Source organism: Mycobacterium kansasii ATCC 12478, from assembly GCF_000157895.3.
Taxonomy (GTDB): domain Bacteria; phylum Actinomycetota; class Actinomycetes; order Mycobacteriales; family Mycobacteriaceae; genus Mycobacterium; species Mycobacterium kansasii.
This window is the reverse complement of record NC_022663.1, coordinates 6,079,886-6,099,608: the sequence shown is the minus strand read 5'-3', so window position 1 is coordinate 6,099,608 and position 19,723 is coordinate 6,079,886. Positions and strand designations below refer to the sequence as shown.

Genomic DNA, 19,723 nt, shown 5'->3' with positions numbered 1-19,723 from the left:
GCTAACCGCCCAGGCACCCGGGACCGAGCAGCTCCTTGAGGTCCCCCATCAATGCCGGCGAGGGCGTCACCCGCAGTGACTGATCGAGCTCTAGCGTGGTGATCCGGTCCCCGCTGATGAGCCGCAAGTGCACCTGCGAAGTGCCGGGATGACGCGCCAGCACCTGCTTGAGCGCGCTCACCTTGTCGAACGTGCACTGCCGTGTCGGCAGGCTGACCGACAACGGCCGCTGCACCTGGGCATTGGAAAAGTCCGGTATCACAAGCTCATTGGCGATCAACGAAACCCGGTCATCGCGAATCGCGACTTTGGCGTTGACCAGCACCACGGCGTCGTCGGCGATGTCGGCGCCGTAGCTGGAATAGGTGTGCGGGAAGAACATCACCTCGATGCCGCCGGTGAGGTCTTCCAATTGCGCTGATGCCCAAGGCATTCCGTTCTTGTTGACGCGCCGGTTCACCGACGCCAGAATGCCGCCCACCCGCACCTGGGTGTCGTTGGGGACGTCACCGTCCAGAATCGCGGGAATGGCGGTATCGACCTGGCCGGCCAGCAGGTGTGCCACCCCGTTGAGCGGATGCCCGGACACATACAGGCCCAGCATTTCGCGTTCCAGGGCCAGCTTGTGCTTGTCTTCCCACTCGTCGTCGGGGACCTTGATGGTGAACACGGGGTCCGCGGCGCCGGTACCGTCGTCGCTGCCGCCGAACAGGTCGAACTGCCCCATCGCCTCGGCCTTCTTGGTGCCCAGCACCGAGTCGACGGCGTCGGTGTGGACCAGGAAGAGACCTTTGCGGGCGTGGCCAAGCGAGTCGAACGCCCCCGCTTTGATCAACGACTCGGTGACCTTCTTGTTGCACGCCGAAATGTCGATCTTGTTCAGATAGTCCGAAAAATCGGTGAATTTGCCTTTGTCGCTGCGGGTTTGGATCAGCGAGCCGACGACGTTGGCGCCGACGTTGCGCACTGCACCCAGGCCGTAGCGAATGTCCTCACCCACCGACGCGAAGTTCAGCCCGGACTCGTTGACGTCTGGCGGCAGTACCGTGATGCCCAGCTTGCGGCAGTCGGCCAGATAGACGGCGGCCTTGTCCTTGTCGTCGCCCACCGACGTCAGCAGGCCGGCCATGTACTCGGCGGGATAGTTGGCCTTGAGGTAGGCCGTCCAGTACGAGACCAGCCCGTAGCCGGCGGCATGCGATTTGTTGAACGCGTAGTCGGCGAACGGCAGGATGGTGTCCCACAGCGCCTTGATCGCGCCGGAGGAGAATCCGTTGGCTTGCATCCCCTGCGCGAAGCCTTCGTACTCTTTGTCGAGCACTTCGCGCTTCTTCTTGCCCATCGCCTTGCGCAGAATGTCGGCTCGGGCCAGCGAATAGCCGGCCACTTTCTGCGCGATGCGCATGATCTGCTCTTGGTAGACGATGAGGCCGTAGGTCTCGGCCAGGATCTCCTCGAGGGGTTCGGCCAGCTCCGGGTGGATCGGCTTGATCGCCTGGCGGCCGTTCTTGCGGTCGGCGTAGTCGTTGTGCGCGTTCTGGCCCATCGGGCCGGGCCGGTACAGGGCGAGCACCGCGACGATGTCCTCGAACCCGGTGGGCTGCATGCGGCGCAGCAGGTCGCGCATCGGCCCACCGTCGAGTTGGAACACCCCTAGGGTGTCGCCGCGGCCCAGCAGTTCATAGGTGGGCTTGTCGTCCAACGGCACCGATTCCAGGTCGAGGTCAATTCCCTTGTTGGCTTTGATGTTGTCGATCGCGTCGCCGATGATCGTCAGGTTGCGTAGCCCCAGGAAGTCCATCTTCAGCAGGCCGATCGCCTCACACGACGGGTAGTCCCAGCCGGTGATGATGGCCCCGTCCTGCGGTCGCTTCCACAGCGGGATGGCTTCGGTCAGTGGCTCGCTGCTCATGATGACCGCACAGGCGTGTACGCCGGCGTTGCGGATCAGGCCTTCCAGTCCGAGTGCGGTCTGGTAGATGGTGCGCACGTCCGGATCGGTTTCGATCAGGCCGCGAACCTCGGCTGCTTCCTTGTATCGCTCGTGAGCAGGATCGGTGATGCCCGACAGCGGAATGTCCTTGGCCATGATGGCCGGCGGCAGCGCCTTGGTGATCCGATCGGCAATTGCGAAGCCGGGTTGCCCGTAGTGAATTCGTGCCGAGTCCTTCAGCGCCGCTTTGGTTTTGATAGTGCCGAAGGTGATGACCTGGGCTACCCGGTCGTGGCCCCATTTGTCGGCGGCATAGCGCACCATCTCGCCACGGCGGCGGTCGTCGAAGTCGATGTCGATGTCGGGCATCGACGTACGCTCGGGGTTGAGGAAGCGCTCGAACAGCAGACCGTGCGGAATCGGGTCGATGTCGGTGATACCCAGCGCGTACGCGACCAGCGAGCCGGCGGCCGAGCCGCGGCCCGGTCCGACGCGGATGCCCACCGACTTCGCGTAGCCGATCAAGTCGGCGACGATCAAGAAGTAGGACGGAAATCCCTTGGCGCAGATCACGTCGATCTCGTAGTCCGCGCGGGTGACGTAGCTGGCGGGCGGTCCGTCGGGGAACCGTCGGCGCAGCCCCGCGGCCACCTCGTGGCGCAGCCAGGACGCCGGATCGTGGCCGTCGGGAACCGGGAAGACCGGCATCCGGTCACGCGGGGTCCACACGTCGGCGTAGGACTGCACCCGCTCGGCAATCAGCAGGGTCGAGTCGCAGGCGCCGGGGACCTCGTCGTCCCAGATCTGGCGCATTTCGGCGGCTGACTTGAGGTAGTAGCCGTCGCCGTCGAATTTGAACCGGTTGGGGTCGGACAGGGTCTTGCCGGTTTGGACGCACAGCAGCGCTTCGTGGTTGTGGGCCGCGTCGCGGGTCACGTAGTGGCAGTCGTTGGTCGCCAGCGGCGGAATGTTGAGGGTGCGGCCGATGTGCAGCAGTCCCTCGCGGACTCGCCGTTCGATGGTCAGCCCGTGATCCATCAGCTCGAGGAAGTAGTTTTCCGGGCCGACGATCTCCCGCCACCTGGCAGCGGCCTCGAGCGCCTCACGCTCCTGGCCGAGGCGAAGGCGGGTCTGCACCTCACCCGAGGGACAGCCGGTGGTGATGATGATGCCTTCGGCATGTTCGGCAATGAGCTCGGCGTCCATGCGCGACCACTTGCTGAGCTGGCCCTCGAAGGATGCCAGCGACGACAGCTTGAACAGGTTGCGCAGGCCGGTGGCGTTCTCGGCCATCATCGTCAAGTGGGTGTAGGAGCCGCTTCCCGAGATGTCGTCGGCCTTCTGGCTCGGGTCGCCCCAGAAGATGCGCCGGGTATCAAAACGAGAAGCGGGCGCGATATACGCCTCGACGCCGATGATCGGTTTGATCCCGGCCTGTGTCGCCGAGTTGTAGAACTCGCTGGCGCCGAACATGTTTCCGTGATCGGTCATCCCGATCGCCGGCATCTGCAGCCGCTCGACCTCGGCCAGCATGGGGTTGATCTTCGCGGCACCGTCCAGCATCGAGTACTCGGTGTGGTTATGCAGGTGCACGAAGGACCGCGAAGATGAACCGCTCATAGGGACGCCAGTCTATGACTGAGCACCGACGGCTTTCGGGCGTGTCGCGGAGTGTGTCTTGTGGTCGCTAGGCATACAGCTCGACGAACTGCTGCAGCGACTTTTCAACGTCGCCCTTGACGGCTCGTGCAGCCGCCGAACCCACCGGCCCGAACAACGCACGACCGCCCAGCTCGAGACGCAAGCCGAGGCCGGACCCGTCCTTGGTCGGCGTGACCGTGAGGGTAACGCCGTACTTGGCGCCGCCCTTGCCGGAGCCGGACAGCGCGACCTCGTGCGGCGGGTCCCATTTGGTCACCGTCCACGTGACCCGGTTGCGCATGCCCTTGGCCCGGGCCACCCCCACGATTTCGACGCCCTCGCTCAGTTCGTCCGGTAGCTCGCTGCGCCATCCCTCGTGGATCACCAGCCAATCGCCCAACTCTGAAAGATTGGAGACGTGTTCCCAGGTGTCGCGGGGGGGCATCGGAACGTCGGCGGTCATCTCAACGGAAGCCATCGCACGAGCCTAGCCGTGGCGACGATGCGGGCCGCACGGCCCGCTGAGGAGCCCGGCAACCAGACCCAGCCGTGGCGACGATGCGGGCCGCACGGCCCGCTGAGGAGCCCGGCAACCAGACCCAGCCGTGGCGACGATGCGGGCCGCACGGCCCGCTGAGGAGCCCGGCAACCAGACCCAGCCGTGGCGACGATGCGGGCCGCACGGCCCGCTGATGGCGCCGAGCGTGCGCTCATGGCGCGGAGTGTGCACTGATGGCGCCGAGCGTGCCGTCAGGGCGGGCCATTCGCGGATTTACCACCCTACGTTCACGCTCGAAGCCGCCACCGCACACTCAAAGCCGTCATCGCACACTCGATACGCGGAATGCCGGCCGACCTGATGAACGCGTAAATCTTCTGCGTCCTCACCGAACACCGGTCTTTGCAAGAGGTTTGAGCGAAGCCGCGCGTATCACCGCCGAATACAGCCGCCAAAGCGAGCGTGGGCTCCAAGGCTGCGCTCGTCGACGTGCTGATCAAGTCGACGCAGCGTCCTGGAAACATCCTGGAAGCCGGAAGCCGTCGTCAGCCGGCGCGATCACATCGGACCGGTAACCGTCACCCCACAACCGCCCTCGAAGCACCACCCCCGCCGGCATCGCCTAGCCCGACACCTGCTTCAACGCCCGCGTCCCACCCATCTCCGGCGGACCCAACAGTCGCCACACCCATCCATCGCACCAGCGGACAAGCCACCGACCAGTCTCGTGGTCACTTTGAATTCTCAAGTTGAGGTGGGCAAATCGCGGGCCTCCCGGCACCGGCCCGACGGCGATCCAGACACCACTGAGACAGATGCGACGTGAGGTGACACGCTTTAGCGACCGGGTCCCCCGCGCAGCCGGTTGCCGATCCTGATCGCGGGCAGCAACACGGTTCGCGGTAGGAATCTGCCGCCGGTGCTGACCAACTTGGGCACCGCACCCGGCACCACGGTGCGTTTGCCGGCAAGCATCCCGCCGATCGCGGCTTCGGCGACCTCTCGCGGCGACACCTGCGCGATGGGAATGCTGAACCGCTCGGCACTGGCGATCTCCGCCCACTCGGTAGGCACCGGGCCCGGGCACAGCGCCGTGACGGACACACCGGTGCCGTGCAACTCCTCTTGGACGGCTTCGGAGAAGGTCAGCACAAATGCCTTGGAGGCCGAGTACACCGCCATGAAAGGAATGGGCTGGAACCCGGCGATCGATGCGATGTTGAGCACCGCTCCCGCACCGCGCTCCACCATGCCGGGCAGTGCTGCGCGGGTGAGTTCCATGAGGGCCAGCGCGTTGAGTGTGACCTGCTCGCTTTCGCGTTCCGGGGACAGCTCGTAGAAACGGCCGCTGGTGCCGAAGCCCGCGCTATTGCACAGACCGGCGATCTCGTCGGTACCCAGGCGATCGGCCAACTGTGCTCTGGCTTGCGCATCGGCGAGATCGAGCGGCAAGACCTCGACACCTACCGAAAATTCCGCGCGCAATTGATCGGCGAGCTCCTCGAGGCGCTCGCGGCGCCGCGCAACCAGCATCAGCGGAAAGCCGCGGCGGGCCAGACCGCGGGCCAGTTCGACTCCGATGCCGGAAGAAGCACCGGTGATGACCACGGTGGCCTGCTTGTTCGGTTTGGGAAGACTCATGATTTCACCAATGTATCCCTCGGGTCGCCTGGACGAACGTTTCGCTTCTCTTGTCGAGTTCTGATGTGTCCGTTGGAGATTCGCCGCCTTTGGCCGCGGCGGAATCCCGGAACATGCTGAACGCCCGGTTGCGTACCCGATCCATGACGGCCGGGTTGACGGCGTCGGCCACAGCCGCGAACTGGCCGAAAGGAGAGCTTGCCCGTCGCGGCCGGTGCACGATCGCATCGGTGATCACACCGGCCGCCTGATCCGGGGTCAACGTGGGGAATTTGTCGTAGATCGTGGTCGGACTGATCATCGGCGTCCGCACCAGTGCCATATGCACGGTGGTGAACCGGACGTTGTCGCTGACCGTCTCGGCTTGCAGCGCGTCGCACAGACTGTCCAAAGCGGCCTTGCTGGCGATGTAGGCGCCGAAGCGCGGTGCTCGAGTCTGCACCCCGACCGAGGAGACGTTGATGATCTGCCCGAACTTGCGTTCCCGCATACCGGGAATGAACTTGAGAATGAGCTGGACCGCACCCAGGTAGTTCAGTTGCATGGTCCGCTGGTAGTCGTGAATCCGGTCATAGGACAGCTCCAGTGAGCGCCGAATTGACCTCCCCGCGTTGTTGATCAGGATGTCGACCCGTCCCAGATCGGCCAGTACCTGGTCGGCCATGCTGGCGATGCCGTCCATGTCGGACAGATCGCACGGGTATACGTGCGCCGCTCCGCCATCGCCGCGGATATCGCCGGCAACCTTTTCCAGGTTCTCCCGCGTGCGCGCGACCAGCACCACCTCGCCCCCGGCTTCGGCGATCTTCTTCGCGGCCGCCTCGCCGATACCCGACGACCCGCCGGTGATGAGGACGATCTTGCCCTCAACCGCGTCGCGCAGTGTCCGGCCCTGCACCGCGTCGAGCAGATTCCTCAGATAGAAGGGCCGATATCGTCCGGCGGAGTTCGGCGTGTTGACGATGTTGGACACCGTCGCGAACGGCTTCTCGACGAGGTTCGCTAAGTCACCAAGATTCATCGGTTGTCGCTCCTGATGGCGGTGTGGTGGATGTGGCACTGGTCATGAAGCAAACCTAGGGCATCGGTCAATGACCGGGACCAACCTGTCGGCATGCGAGTCCGCCAGGTGCCTGGCCGAACCGCGGGACGCTTCGACGTTCTACGGCAATCGACTTGTTACAGCTGATAATCCGGGCGTGATCGGCCTCTAACGGCCAGGCAACGCCGACGTGTTCCCTTGACCGGATGGGACTACTGTCACGTTTCCGCAAGCGCACGCCAATCACCATCTACGACCAGATCGGCGGGTACCAGGCGATCGAGGTCGTCGTCGAGGATTTCTACGCTCGGGTGCTCGCCGACGACCAGCTCGCCGGCTTCTTCACCGGAACGAATATGAGCCGTCTCAAAGGCAAACAGACGGAATTCTTTGCCGCGGCTCTGGGCGGGCCGGAGCCATATACCGGTGCGCCGATGAAGCAGGTGCATCAGGGCCGTGGCATCACCATGCACCACTTCACCCTGGTGGCCGGGCATTTGGGCGACGCATTGGCCGCGGCCGGAGTCCCCCCCGAGACGATCACCGAAATCCTGAAAACGATCTCGCCGCTGGCCGCCGACGTCGTATCGGACGACAGCACCACGGTCAGCGTCTGAGCCGGCCCGGAACGGTTGGCAACGCACCGATGAAAGGTCAGCGCCGCGCCACCGCCGCGAGTCGTCGCTGCAGGTATTCGACGACGCCGGCGTCGGTGCTCAGGTCGATGGCCGCGCGGTAGGCCTCGGCCGCCGCTGCGTGACGACCGGCTGATACCAGCAGATGGGCTCGGGCCGCCCAGGCGGGCTGAAACCGTTCGACCGCAGGGTCGGCAATCGCATCGAGGGCGCTGAGCCCTGCGTCCGGACCGTCGAGTTCAGCATCCACCACGGCCAGCGCCACCGACGCCCCCAGCGACGGCGCGACGCGCACCAGCGTGCGATGCAGCTTGCGAAGCGATGCCCAGTCGAGGTGACCGCCGTGCGCTCGGACACAATGCGCCGACTGGATCGCCGCCTCGTACTGGTAGCGCCCGGGACGGCCGATGCGGTGTGCTCGATGCAGCAACGTCTCGCCGCGCGCGATCATCGCCGGATCCCACAGCCGGGTGTCTTGTTCGTCCAGCGGCACGAACTCGCCCCGGCTCGTGCGCCGCGCGGCGCGACGCGACTCCGACAGGCACAGCAGCGCGGCCAGGCCCAGCACCTCGGGCTCGTCGGGCAGTAGTTCGGCCAGCAGCAATGCCAGATGCAGAGCCTCGGCGGACAGGCAGTCAATCGGTTCACCGCATGGTTCCACCTGCCAGTCGATGGCAAACGCGCCGTACACCGCCTCCAGAACCGCGGGCAGCCGCTCGTCGAGGTCGGCGCGGTCCGGCGCCACGTAGGGAATGCGCGCGTCGCGAATCCGGCGCTTGGCGCGGACCAGTCGCTGCGCCATGGTTGCGGCCGGAAGCGAGAACGCCCGGGCGATTGCGGCCGTGTCGATGCCGAGGACGGTCTGCAGCATCAGGGGTGTGCGGCAGTTGGCGGCGATCGCCGGATGCGCGCACACCAACATCAGCTCGAGGCGGCGATCCGGGATCGCCTCCGGGTCGTCGGTGGATTCGTCTGCGGCAGAATCAGTTTCGTCGAGCGCACCGGTCAACCGGTAACCGTGCGATTTCCACCGGTCGCGCAGCCGGTTGCGGGCCACGGTGAGGACCCAACCGTCCGGGTTGGCCGGTATTCCGTCGGCCGGCCACCGGCTGAGCGCACGCTCCAAGGCGTCGGCCAGGGCGTCCTCGGCCGCGGCGATATCGCCGGTTGGCGCGGCCAGCAGCGCCAACAACCGGCCGTAGGACTCGCGGACCAGCCCGGTGACCCGAGCCTGCACCTCACTCAGGCTGGTACCAGCCCTTACCGCGAGCGTAAGTGACTGCGACGGGCCGGATTTCGACCGATCCCCACTCGGCTGCGGGGCATCGTCGCGCCCACGCCAGGGCCGTATCGAGGTCGGGCACCTCAATAACGAACACCCCACCGAGCCGTTCTTTGGTGTCGGCGAACGGCCCGTCCTGAATCTGCGGGACACCGCTGCGCGCGGTGAAGGTGGTGGACGTGTCGGCCGGCTGCAGCACCTGGGTTGCGATCAGCACGCCCGCGGCGTCGAGGTCGTCGGCGTACTTGGCAAACGCCGCCCGTGCGGGGGCCATGTCTTCCTCACTCAGCCCGATCTCGCCGCCCTCCTGATAGTGCATGAGTAGGCAGTACTGCATGACGGTGTTCCTTTCCGACTCGATGGTGTCACCGGTATGACGATTGACACGCCATCAGATCGACACCCGGGCCAAGCCGGAAGCCTGCGGTCACCCCTCGGCTCGTAACACATCCAGCGCGTGCTGAAGATCCGGCGGGTAGGGGCTGACGATCTCGATCCTGCGGCCATCGGCGGGATGAGCGAAGGCCAGCGACCGGGCGTGCAACCATTGCCGTTCCAGGCCAAGCTTTTTCGCCAGCTTGGGGTCGGCTCCGTACACCAGGTCGCCGCAGCATGGATGGCGCAGCGCGGCGAAATGCACCCGAATCTGGTGAGTGCGTCCGGTCTCGAGCTCGATGTCGAGCAGGCTGGCCGCGACGAAAGCCTCGATGGTGTCGTAGTGGGTCACGCTGTGGCGGCCGTTCGTGGTGACCGCGAACTTCCATTCGGGGCCGGGGTGGCGGCCGATCGGTGCGTCGATCGTCCCGCTGGACGGATCGGGATGTCCCTGCACCAGCGCGTGATACCGCTTCTCGACGGTGCGGTGCTTGAAGGCCCGCTTCAGCACGGTGTACGCCCGTTCCGACAGTGCCACCACCATCACCCCGGAGGTGCCGACGTCGAGGCGATGCACGATGCCCTGCCGCTCGTGCACGCCGGATGTGGTGATGCGGTAACCCGCCGCGGCAAGACCGCCGAGCACAGTGGGACCGGTCCAGCCCACCGATGCGTGTGCCGCGACAGCCGCCGGTTTGTCGACGGCGACGATGTCGTCGTCGGAATACAGAATCGTCATGCCTTCGATGTCGACGGGTGTGTTTTCCAGCGGTGGCGGTGCCTCGGGCAGCCGAACCTGCAGCCATGCCCCCGACGTCAGCCGGTCGGATTTGCCGGCCGGCACGCCGTCGAGCTGCACGCCGCCGCCCTCGGCGATGGCCGCCACGGCGCTGCGGGACAGTCCGAGAAGGCGGGCGAGCCCGGCATCGACGCGCAGGCCCGCCAATCCCTCCGGGACGGGCATCGAGCGGTCGGGCATCAGTGCTGATCGGCCTTGCGCCGGCCGGTGTCCCCGTCGGCCTTGCGCCGACTCGGGGTGGCACGGTCGGGTCTGCGCCGGCCTACCGAGTCGAAATCGAAGCCCAGGATCGACAGGACCACCAGCAGGATCGCACCGCCGACCACCGACGGGTCGGCGACATTGAACACCGGCCACCAGCCGACCGACAAGAAGTCGACGACATGTCCCCGAAGCGGCCCGGGAGCCCGGAAGAAGCGATCAACCAGATTGCCCATCGCGCCGCCCAGAATCATCCCAAGCCCCAGCGCCCACCAGGGGGACACCAGCCGTCGTCCCATCCAGAAGATGCCCACCACGACGCCCGTCGCGATCAGCGTCAGTACCCAGGTGTAGCCGGTCGCCATGGAGAATGCGGCACCGGAATTGCGCACCAATGTCCACGTCACCGTGTCGCCGATAATTGGAACCGGCTGGCCCGGCGGCAGCAGCTTGACGGCCAGCACCTTGGTGACGATGTCCAGTGCCAGCACGATCGCCGCAACTGACAGCAGCAAGCGTAGCCGCCTGGGAGGAGGCGGCGCGGAAGCCTCAGGTTCCCCGGTATCCCCCGCCGTAGTAGGCGGATCGGCTGATCCTGTTGGTTCGTCAGGCACGCCACCATCATCCCCTAGTCCAGTGACAGCGCCCACATGCGGATGGCGGTGCCCGGCATGCGGGATGATCCCAGCATGGGCCGCCTAAGCGTGATCACCACCGGAGGGACGATCGCCACCAGCACCGGCGCCGACGGAGTGCGCCGTCCGTCGCGCAGCGGGGCAGAACTGACCGCGGCGGCCGGCGCAGACCTCGACATCGATGTCGTGGATCTGATGGCACTCGACAGTTCGCTGTTGACCCCGGTCGATTGGGATCGCATCCGCGCCGCGGTCCAAGCCGCCGTCGATGGCGGTGCGGTCGGTGTCGTCATCACGCACGGCACCGACACCCTCGAAGAAACCGCGCTCTGGCTGGACCTCACCTATTCCGGCGACACCCCGGTGGTCATTACCGGCGCGATGCACAGCTCCGACGCCGCCGACGCGGACGGTCCGGTCAATCTGCGCGACGCACTGACGCTGGCAGCCGACGCGACAGCCCGCGACCACGGCGTGCTGGTGTGTCTCGCAGGCCGGGTGCTGCAACCGCTGGGCCTGCGCAAGGCGGTAACCGACGACCTGAGCGGGTTCGCCGGCAAACTGCTTGGCACCGTCACCGAAACGGTGACGATGACGAGCCCCAAGCAACGCCCGTACCTCGGTGAACTGTGCGCTGCCGAGGCACCGCGGGTCGATATCGTCGCGGTGTATCCGGGATGTGACGCCGTTGCTTTGGATGCGTATGTGGCCGCCGGCGCCCGGGCCATCGTGCTGGAGGCATTGGGTTCGGGAAATGCCGGGTCGGCGGTGATCGATGCGGCGCGCCGACACAGCGGCGACGGAGTGGTGGTCGCGGTCTCGACCCGGGTCGCCGGCGCGCGGGTGGGCGCCGGCTACGGTCCCGGACACGACCTGGTGGACGCTGGCGCAGTGATGGTGCCACGGCTGCCACCGTCGCAGGCCCGGGTGTTGCTGATGGCCGCGCTGGCGGCCGGGCTACCGGTCGCCGACGTCGTCGACCGCTGGGGGTGAGACGCCGATCGGCTCGTCGGCCCGCAGCCGGCTGACATAGTCCGGCCAGTCCAGGCTGTCGACCGGGTTGGCGACGGCGAGGTCGCCGGTATCGATGGGAAAGGTCCGCGCGGGGCCCGGACCTGAACGACGAGTCTCGAACCGGACGGTGACCACGCCGTGGCCGGCCCCCTGCACCCAGCCGTGGCCGAGTTCCGGGTGGGCTACGTCGTCGCCGATGCGCCATCTGGCGCTGTCTGGCCCGCCGAATTGCGCGGCCCGTAATGTCGGGAAGTCGTGCTGGGCTTCCTCGGCCGGATCCGGTGACAGGTCCAAGTCGGGGAACAGCGACTCCTGCTGCACCTCGCTGAGCCCCGAAAAACCAACGCCGAGAAGGCGAATCGGCCCGATCTCAATGGGGTCCAGCAGCAGCCGCCGGGCCACCGCGATCAGCGCCCCCGCCTCGGTGGTCGCGTAGGGCATTGTCGCCGAACGGGTCAGCGTGCCCATGTCGGCCTTCTTCAGCTTCACGGTGACGGTGCGAGCTCCGCGGCCGTCGCGCAGCAGGCGATGATACGCGTGCTCGGCGATGGGGTCGATAGCCTCACGCAGCTGGTCAAGGGTGGTCAGGTCGGCGGCGAAAGTGGACTCGGCGCTGATCTGCTTGGCTTCGGCTCGCTCGGCAACGGGCCGATCGTCGATACCGCGGGCCAGCCGATGCAGTGCGGGCCCCACGGTCGCGCCGAGGATGTTGGCCACCTCGACGTCGGTCAATGCGGCCAGCTGCCCCACGGTCTCGATGCCGAGTCGATGCAGTTTCTCCTCGGCAACCGGGCCGATTCCCCACAACCGCCGCACCGGCAAGCCGTGGAGCAGCCGCTGTTCTTCCTCCCGGCGGACCACTCGAATGCCGTCAGGCTTGGCCAGACCGGACGCGATCTTGGCGATCTGCTTGCCTGAGCCCGCCCCCACCGAAGCCACCAGGCCGGTCTCCTCGCGCACCCGTCGCCGCAAGGCGTCACAGAACGTCGCTACGTCCTCGGCGGTGGCGGCGCCTAGGTGGGGCGGTTCCCCGAAGGCCTCGTCGAAAGACAGCTGCTCGACGACGGGAACCAGGCTGCGCACGGTGTCGAACACCCGGCGGCTGGCAATCCCGTACACCACACCGCGCGGCGGCAACACCACCGCTGTGACGCCGATCAGCCGGCGCGCCTGGTGCATCGGCATGGCCGAGCGGGCACCGAACACTCGCGCCTCGTAGCTGGCGCCGGCAACCACACCGCGCCCGCCGAGGCCACCCACCAATACGGGCCGGCCCCGGAGTGTAGGACGGGTGAGTTGTTCGACCGAGGCAAAGAACGCGTCCATGTCCAGGTGCAGCACCCAACGGGACTCCACAACGGGCAATGCTATTCGCGGCTGCCGAAACCATCGGAAGGTTCCGTCGTCTAACGTCGGTCGGTATGGCGATGAATCTGGTTCACCGGTTGTGCTGTAACTCCGACCGCTGGGCCAGGGAAGTTGAAAGCCAGGTCTTGCCATGGGTGCTCGCCGATGTGGACCTGGGCGACAACACCCTCGAGATCGGACCTGGATACGGCGCATTTCTTCGGATTCTGGTCGACAAGACGCCGCAGCTGACAGCTGTCGAGATCGACGCCCCGATGGCGCAGCGGCTGCAGGAACTGTACGGAGACCGGGCACGCATCATCATCGGCGACGGCACCGCCACCAGACTGCCCGCCGACGAGTTCAGCTCCGTGGTTTCGTTCACCATGCTGCACCACGTGCCGACCGTTAGCCTGCAAAACCGGCTGTTCGCTGAAGCCTTCCGGGTACTGCGCCCGGGCGGCGTATTCGCCGGCAGCGACGGCGTACCGTCTCTGGTGTTCAGCTTGTTGCACCTGCGCGACACGTGCAACCCGATCCCGCCGGCGACCTTGCCGGATCGCTTGCGCGCAGCGGGTTTTCGCGATGTCGATGTTGAGGTTCGCGACCGCAGGCAACGCTGGCGGGCGATCAAACCCGCTGCTTGACGTCGGTAACCAAGCGACCTAGATCGTTCGGCGGCCTTGTCGCTACCGGGCCACAGCACCAGCCAATCCCAACCCGAGTGGAGGTAACCCGTGACACACGACTCGACCAGCACCGTCGATCGGACCCGGCTGCCGTTGCCGGACACGCCGACGGGGGGAAGAGCCGGGCGAACGGTTTCCGAGTCGACAATGCCGACGATCGCTCCCATCCGCCCACCACAGAACGCGCCGAATGTGGTGATCGTCCTGCTCGACGACGTCGGATTCGGCGCCACGGCGACCTTCGGCGGCCCGGTGCCGACGCCAACCGGCGACGCGCTGGCGCGGGAAGGGCTGCGGTACAACCGGTTTCACACCACCGCCTTGTGCTCCCCAACTCGCGCCGCACTTTTGACCGGCCGGAATCATCACGCGGTCAACACGGGCAACATCACCGAATGGGCCACCGGGTACGACGGCTACAACAGCATCATCCCGAAATCTGCCGCCACCATCGCCGAGACGCTCCGCCAAAACGGCTACAGCACAGCAGCGTTCGGCAAATGGCACAACACCCCGGTATGGGAGGTAAGTCCGGCCGGCCCGTTCGACAGGTGGCCAACCGGGATGGGTTTTGAAGAGTTCTACGGCTTCATGGGCGGTGAAGCCCACCAATACAATCCCGGCTTGTATCACGGCACGACGCCGGTCGAACGGCCCGACGGCGTTGAGAACTACCACCTTACGACCGATCTCGCGGATCGGATGATCGAATGGGTACATCGGCAGCAGGCCATGTCGCCCGACCGACCGTTCTTTGTCTACTGGGCGCCCGGCGCCACCCATGCGCCGCACCACGTGGCACCGGAATGGAGCGAACCTTTTCGCGGCCGGTTCGACGGCGGCTGGGACACCCTGCGTGAGGAAATCTATTCCCGACAGCAGGAATTGGGCGTGATCCCGGCAGATGCCGCGTTGACGCCGCGCCACGAATCGATACCCGCCTGGGACACGATGTCTGCCGAGCAGCAGCGCATCGCATCGCGTCTCATGGAGGTCTACGCCGGATTCCTGGCCCATACCGATCACGAGATCGGCCGGATAGTCACCGCGCTCAAGGACATGAGCGTCTGGGACAACACGATGGTCGTCTACATCATCGGTGACAACGGCGCAGCTGCCGCCGGTGGGATCACCGGTGTCTTCAACGAAATGGTGACGTTGAACGGCCTCCAAGAAGATCCCGAGATCGTCTTGTCGCGGATCGACGATTTCGGCGGGCCCAAGGCCAGCAACGAGTATCCGGTCGGCTTCGCCTGGGCGATGTGCACCCCGTTCCAGTTCACCAAGCAGTTCGCCAGTCACTTCGGCGGCACCCGCAATCCGATGATTGTGACCTGGCCACAACGCATCAACGATGGCGGCGGTCTGCGCTCGCAGTTTCACCATGTCATCGATATCGCCCCCACCATCCTGGAAGCCGCCGGCATCCCCGCACCCGTTGTTGTCAACGGCGTGCCACAGCAGCCCCACGACGGCATCAGCCTGGCGTATACGTTCGACGACGCCGCCGCCCCGGACCGGCGCCGCACCCAGTATTTCGAGATCAAGGGCATCCGCGGGATCTATCACGATGACTGGATGGCCTGCACCTATCACGGCAAGATTCAGTGGCAACCGGGTTCGAAGATGCCCGCCTTCTCCGACGACCGCTGGGAACTCTACGACCTGTCGCAGGACTACAGTCAAGCCGTTGATCTTTCCGCCCAGCACCCCGACCGGCTTGCCGAGTTGAAGGCACTATTCGACGCTGAAGCTGAGAAGAACCATGTCTTTCCGCTCGACGACCGCGGCCCCGCACGGGCGATCGGTGCGCGGCCGACGGTACTGGGCCAGCGAACCTCGATTTCGTTGGGGCACGGATCAATCCGAATGCCTGAAGACATCATTCGGTGCGCCTTTAACCGGTCCTACTCGATTACCGCGGTCATCGACACTCCCGGTGGCGAGACGGTCGAGGGCGTTCTCCTGGCCGCCGGCGGCTACTTCGCCGGCCTGGCTCTCTACGTGCAGAACGGACTCGCCAAGTTCACCTACAACTATTTCGGGTCGAAATACACGACCGTCGCCGCTGCCACGCCGCTGCCCGCGGGCAATGCGACGGTCGCGATCGAATTCGACTATGACGGTGGAGGTTTGGGCAAAGGTGGCGTCGTGAGACTGCTGGTGAACGGGTGCCAGGCAGCCGAATCGCGCATCGAGCGGACCGTCCCGCTGGGGTTCAGCGCCGACGAAGGGCTCGATATCGGGCTTGACGGCGGCACCCCGGCCGCTGATACCTACGAGGGCACCTTCCCGTTCAACGCCACCATCAAGGAGGTGACGATCCAGCTGCGGTGAGCCGCCGGCGCGGCTGTCCCCGTCGGGGGCACCCGCCGTTAGCCGGCTTTGGCGATCGTGACTCGCACCCCGTCGCCGATGTCGACGCCGCCGCACGGGTCGCCGAATTCGAAACTGGTGGCCAGGATTTCGCCGGCAATGAGATCGCGGTGGGTCTGTGCCCAGGCTTGACGCTCGGCGGGCACGGCTATCACCACGCTGATCCGGTCGGACACGTCCAGCCCGGTTGACTTGCGCAGCTCTTGCAGTTCCCGGATGCGGTCTTTGGCCCAGCCCTCGGCCTCCAATTCCGGGGTGACCGCGCCGTCGAGCACCACCAGCCCGGCGCCGCCGGGCAGTGCCGCAGTGGACTCCGGGTCGGCAGCCACCAGCCGTGAGTTGTATTCCTCCGGTTGCAGCACCGCGGGCCCTGCCGTCAAGGTGCCGTCGGGATTGACGACGCCGTCGCCGGCCTTGACCGCCTTGATCGCCGCTTGCACGTCCTTGCCCAGTCGCGGCCCGGCCACCCGGGCGTTGACGGTCAGCTCGAACCGCCCGTAGGTGTCGATGTCGTCGGTGAGTTCGACCTGTTTGACGTTGAGCTCATCGGCGATCAGCTCGGCGAACGGCTTCAATCGTTCCGGATCGGCAACTGCCACAGTCAGTTTCGGCAACGGCAGGCGCACCCGCAGCTTCTTGGCCTTGCGCAGTGACGACGCTGCCGAGCACACTTCGCGCACCTGATCCATTGCGGCCACCAGATCGGCGTCGGCGGGCACCGCATCGGCCTGCGGCCAGTCCGTCAGATGAACCGAGCGCTCACCGGTCACGGCGCGCCAGATCACCTCGGTAATCAATGGGAGCAACGGCGCAGCCAGTCTGGTGGTGACCTCCAGCACCGTGTGCAGGGTGTCGATGGCATCGCCGTCTTCTTCCCAGAATCGCAACCGTGACCGCCGCACATACCAATTCGTCAGCGCCTCGGTGAACTGCCGCAGCTGTTCGCAGGCTCCGGAGATGTCGCACACCTCCATCGACCGGGTGAGGTCTTCGCGCAGCACCGCCAGCTTGGCCAGAATGTAGCGATCCAGTACATGGCGTGAATCGGTACGCCAGGTACCCACTTTCGGCGCATATAAGGCCAAGAAGCTGTAGGCATTCCACAACGGCCGCAAGACCTGCCGTACCCCGTCCCGGATCCCCTGCTCGGTGACAATCAGGTTGCCGCCGCGCAGGATCGGCGAGGCCATCAAGAACCAGCGCATCGCGTCGGAGCCGTCCCGGTGGAACACCTCGTTGACGTCGGGGTAATTGCGCAGCGACTTGCTCATTTTCTGACCGTCGGAGCCCAGCACGATCCCGTGCGCCACACAGGTTTTGAATGCGGGCCGGTCGAACAGCGCGGTCGCCAGCACGTGCAGGGTGTAGAACCAGCCGCGGGTCTGCCCGATGTACTCGACGATGAAGTCCCCGGGATAGTGGGCGTCGACCCGTTGGTCCGGATCGGCGCAATCGACCCCGTCGAACCAGCCACGGTTTTCGAATGGGTAGTGCACCTGGGCGTAGGGCATGGAGCCCGAGTCGAACCACACGTCGAGCACGTCGGGGATGCGCCGCATCGTGCTTTCCCCGGTGGGATCGTCGGGGTTGGGCCGGGTCAGCTCGTCGATGTAGGGCCGGTGCAAGTTGTCCGGCCGGACCCCGAAATCGCGTTCCAGCTCGTCCAAGCTGCCGTACACATCGATTCTCGGATAGGAGGGATCATCGGACTTCCACACCGGAATCGGGGTGCCCCAGTAGCGGTTTCGTGAGATGGACCAATCGCGGGCACCCTGCAGCCACTTTCCGAACTGGCCGTCCTTGACGTGCTCGGGATACCAGGTGATCTGCTGGTTGAGTTCGACCATGCGCTCGCGGAATTCCGTCACCGTGACGAACCAGGACGACACCGCACGGTAGATCAACGGGTTACGGCAGCGCCAGCAATGTGGGTAAGGGTGTTCGTAGGATTCGTGGCGGATCAACACCGCGCCGTTCGCCGCCGCCGGACCACTTTGTTTCTTCAGGTCATGGATGATCTGGGCATTGGCGTCGAACACGTGCTGCCCCTGGTAATCGGCGACGGTGGCGTCGAAGCGGCCCTTGGCATCGACCGGAGTCACCGGCGCGATGCCGGCAGCCTCCGCGACCGCCATGTCGTCTTCGCCGTACGCCGGGGCCATATGTACGATGCCGGTACCGTCTTCGGTGGTGACGAAATCGCCTGACAGTACGCGAAATGCGTTCTGCGAATCCCTAAAGTATGTAAAGGGCGGTTGGTACCGAATATCCAGTAGGTCGGCGCCGCGATAGGTACCGAGAACCTCGGGTTCTTCTCCGAACTCTCGAGCGTAGGCAGGCACCCTTGCCTCGGCCAGCACAAAGCGCCGATCGCCGGCTTTGATCTGTACATATGTCGTCTCGGGGTTTACCGCGACGGCCAGGTTTGACGGCAGCGTCCACGGTGTCGTCGTCCACACCAACAGGAATGCGCCGGCCAGCTCTTCAAGTGGTTGGCCACCCGCTACTTTGAATCCCACCGTGATAGCGGGGTCCTGACGGCTCTGGTAGACGTCGTCGTCCATCCGCAGTTCGTGATTGGATAGCGGGGTTTCGTCGCGCCAGCAGTAGGGCAGCACCCGGTATCCCTCGTATGCCAGGCCCTTGTCCCAGAGTTGTTTGAACGCCCAGATCACCGATTCCATATACGACAGATCGAGCGTCTTGTAGTCGTTGTCGAAATCGACCCAGCGAGCTTGGCGGGTCACATATGCCTGCCACTCGCCGGTGTAGCGCAACACCGAAGCCCGGCAGGCATCGTTGAACGCGGCGATCCCCATGGCGTCGATCTGCGATTTGTCGGTGATGCCCAGCTGGCGCTCGACCTCGAGTTCGGCGGGCAACCCGTGGGTGTCCCAACCGAAGCGGCGCTCCACCTTATAACCGCGCATGGTTCGGTATCGCGGCACGATGTCCTTGACATAGCCGGTCAGTAGATGTCCGTAGTGCGGTAGGCCGTTGGCGAAGGGGGGCCCGTCGTAGAACACGTATTCCGGGGCGCCGTCGCGGCGGGCGATGCTGGCGCGGAAGGTGTCGTCGCGCGCCCAATACTCGAGGACCTGGGCTTCCATCGCGGGAAAGTCCGGAGAGCCACCACGTTGGTCGGCGCCCAGGTCGCTGCGCGGGTAGGCGCTGTCAGTCATGCCGTCTCCTGTGTCGTTTGTCACAAGACACGGGGACGACGACGCGCCGGAGGCGCGAACACCGCGGTACCACCCCGCTTGCCGCGCCTACGCACGGCCGCTCGTTGCAGGCTGTGACGGGCCAACCCGTTCGGTTCTACTGGGCTTTTGCGCTGTTCTTCCGAAGGCTCACCGGTGATAGCCGGATCAACGCCGTTGCGGCCGATCCTACCCGGCAGCAAGGGCGCGAGCCCCGCCCAGCCAACAAACTGCGACCCCTCAACCACGGGTTTAAACCCAATGCAGCGAAAACCGAAATTTAAGCACCAACCATCAACTAGGCTCAGCTCACCAACGCTAGAAACCTAAATACCCGGATGAACGGTCGTCACAACGTCGGGCATAAGCAACCCTTACCGACGGCAATATGGTCGTGCCGTCGGGGAGGCACGA

Annotated in this window: 14 protein-coding genes; 4 read left to right on the top strand and 10 right to left on the bottom strand. The window is 65.6% G+C overall.

Translation table 11 applies throughout. From position 1 onward, the window contains the following. Nucleotide 1 precedes the first annotated feature (1 nt). The 4 genes from dnaE to MKAN_RS26405 all read right to left on the bottom strand — a co-directional run bounded on the left by dnaE (nucleotide 2) and on the right by MKAN_RS26405 (nucleotide 6,735). Nucleotides 2–3,553: a DNA polymerase III subunit alpha gene (dnaE, locus tag MKAN_RS26420; protein ID WP_023373553.1), complete on the bottom strand. Its 3,552-nt coding sequence runs from the start codon at nucleotides 3,551–3,553 to the stop codon at nucleotides 2–4. Nucleotides 3,554–3,620: 67 nt separating this feature from the next. Continuing rightward, nucleotides 3,621–4,052, bottom strand: coding sequence for a type II toxin-antitoxin system Rv0910 family toxin (locus MKAN_RS26415; RefSeq protein ID WP_023373551.1), 432 nt, complete (start codon nucleotides 4,050–4,052; stop codon nucleotides 3,621–3,623). Nucleotides 4,053–4,910: 858 nt separating this feature from the next. Further along, nucleotides 4,911–5,714: an SDR family NAD(P)-dependent oxidoreductase gene (locus MKAN_RS26410; RefSeq protein ID WP_023373549.1), complete on the bottom strand. Its 804-nt coding sequence runs from the start codon at nucleotides 5,712–5,714 to the stop codon at nucleotides 4,911–4,913. Between the two features lie 4 nt (nucleotides 5,715–5,718). After that, on the bottom strand, nucleotides 5,719–6,735 hold the full coding sequence (locus MKAN_RS26405) for an SDR family NAD(P)-dependent oxidoreductase (RefSeq protein WP_023373547.1): 1,017 nt from the start codon (nucleotides 6,733–6,735) through the stop codon (nucleotides 5,719–5,721). Nucleotides 6,736–6,962: 227 nt separating this feature from the next. On the opposite strand from MKAN_RS26405, the gene MKAN_RS26400 reads away from it, so the two are divergent. Then, complete coding sequence (locus MKAN_RS26400) at nucleotides 6,963–7,373, top strand: group I truncated hemoglobin (protein WP_023373543.1); 411 nt, start codon at nucleotides 6,963–6,965, stop codon at nucleotides 7,371–7,373. Nucleotides 7,374–7,410: 37 nt separating this feature from the next. Here the strand turns inward: MKAN_RS26400 and MKAN_RS26395 are convergent, their stop codons facing one another. From MKAN_RS26395 to lspA, 4 genes are all read right to left on the bottom strand, one after another. After that, nucleotides 7,411–8,628: an RNA polymerase sigma factor gene (locus tag MKAN_RS26395; RefSeq protein WP_023373541.1), complete on the bottom strand. Its 1,218-nt coding sequence runs from the start codon at nucleotides 8,626–8,628 to the stop codon at nucleotides 7,411–7,413. A 1-nt stretch (nucleotide 8,629) separates the two neighbouring features. After that, nucleotides 8,630–9,010: a YciI family protein gene (locus MKAN_RS26390; RefSeq protein WP_023373539.1), complete on the bottom strand. Its 381-nt coding sequence runs from the start codon at nucleotides 9,008–9,010 to the stop codon at nucleotides 8,630–8,632. A 90-nt stretch (nucleotides 9,011–9,100) separates the two neighbouring features. Beyond that, nucleotides 9,101–10,027 carry an RluA family pseudouridine synthase gene (locus MKAN_RS26385; protein WP_023373537.1) on the bottom strand — a complete coding sequence of 309 codons (927 nt, stop codon included), beginning with the start codon at nucleotides 10,025–10,027 and terminating at the stop codon, nucleotides 9,101–9,103. Beyond that, on the bottom strand, nucleotides 10,027–10,662 hold the full coding sequence (gene lspA, locus MKAN_RS26380) for a signal peptidase II (protein ID WP_036444607.1): 636 nt from the start codon (nucleotides 10,660–10,662) through the stop codon (nucleotides 10,027–10,029). Before lspA ends, MKAN_RS26385 begins: the two co-directional genes overlap by 1 nt. Before the next feature lie 57 nt (nucleotides 10,663–10,719). On the opposite strand from lspA, the gene MKAN_RS26375 reads away from it, so the two are divergent. After that, nucleotides 10,720–11,676, top strand: a complete 957-nt coding sequence (locus MKAN_RS26375) for an asparaginase (protein ID WP_172836651.1) — start codon at nucleotides 10,720–10,722, stop codon at nucleotides 11,674–11,676. Here the strand turns inward: MKAN_RS26375 and MKAN_RS26370 are convergent. Further along, nucleotides 11,641–13,053, bottom strand: coding sequence for a DNA polymerase IV (locus MKAN_RS26370; protein WP_023373531.1), 1,413 nt, complete (start codon nucleotides 13,051–13,053; stop codon nucleotides 11,641–11,643). The two genes, MKAN_RS26375 and MKAN_RS26370, sit on opposite strands and share 36 nt — an antisense overlap. Nucleotides 13,054–13,118: 65 nt before the next feature. On the opposite strand from MKAN_RS26370, the gene MKAN_RS26365 reads away from it, so the two are divergent. Together MKAN_RS26365 and MKAN_RS26360 are read left to right on the top strand one after the other, a co-directional pair. Continuing rightward, a complete protein-coding gene (locus MKAN_RS26365; RefSeq protein WP_023373529.1) occupies nucleotides 13,119–13,691 on the top strand; it encodes a class I SAM-dependent methyltransferase in 573 nt (190 codons plus the stop codon). Between the two features lie 90 nt (nucleotides 13,692–13,781). After that, the gene (locus tag MKAN_RS26360) at nucleotides 13,782–16,070 is read left to right on the top strand and encodes an arylsulfatase (RefSeq protein WP_023373527.1); all 2,289 of its coding nucleotides are present in this window, start codon (nucleotides 13,782–13,784) and stop codon (nucleotides 16,068–16,070) included. Between the two features lie 38 nt (nucleotides 16,071–16,108). Here MKAN_RS26360 and ileS read toward each other — a convergent pair whose 3' ends face one another. Next, entirely contained in the window at nucleotides 16,109–19,291 is a 3,183-nt protein-coding gene (gene ileS, locus MKAN_RS26355) for an isoleucine--tRNA ligase (RefSeq protein WP_023373525.1), read from the bottom strand. Nucleotides 19,292–19,723: the final 432 nt, after the last annotated feature.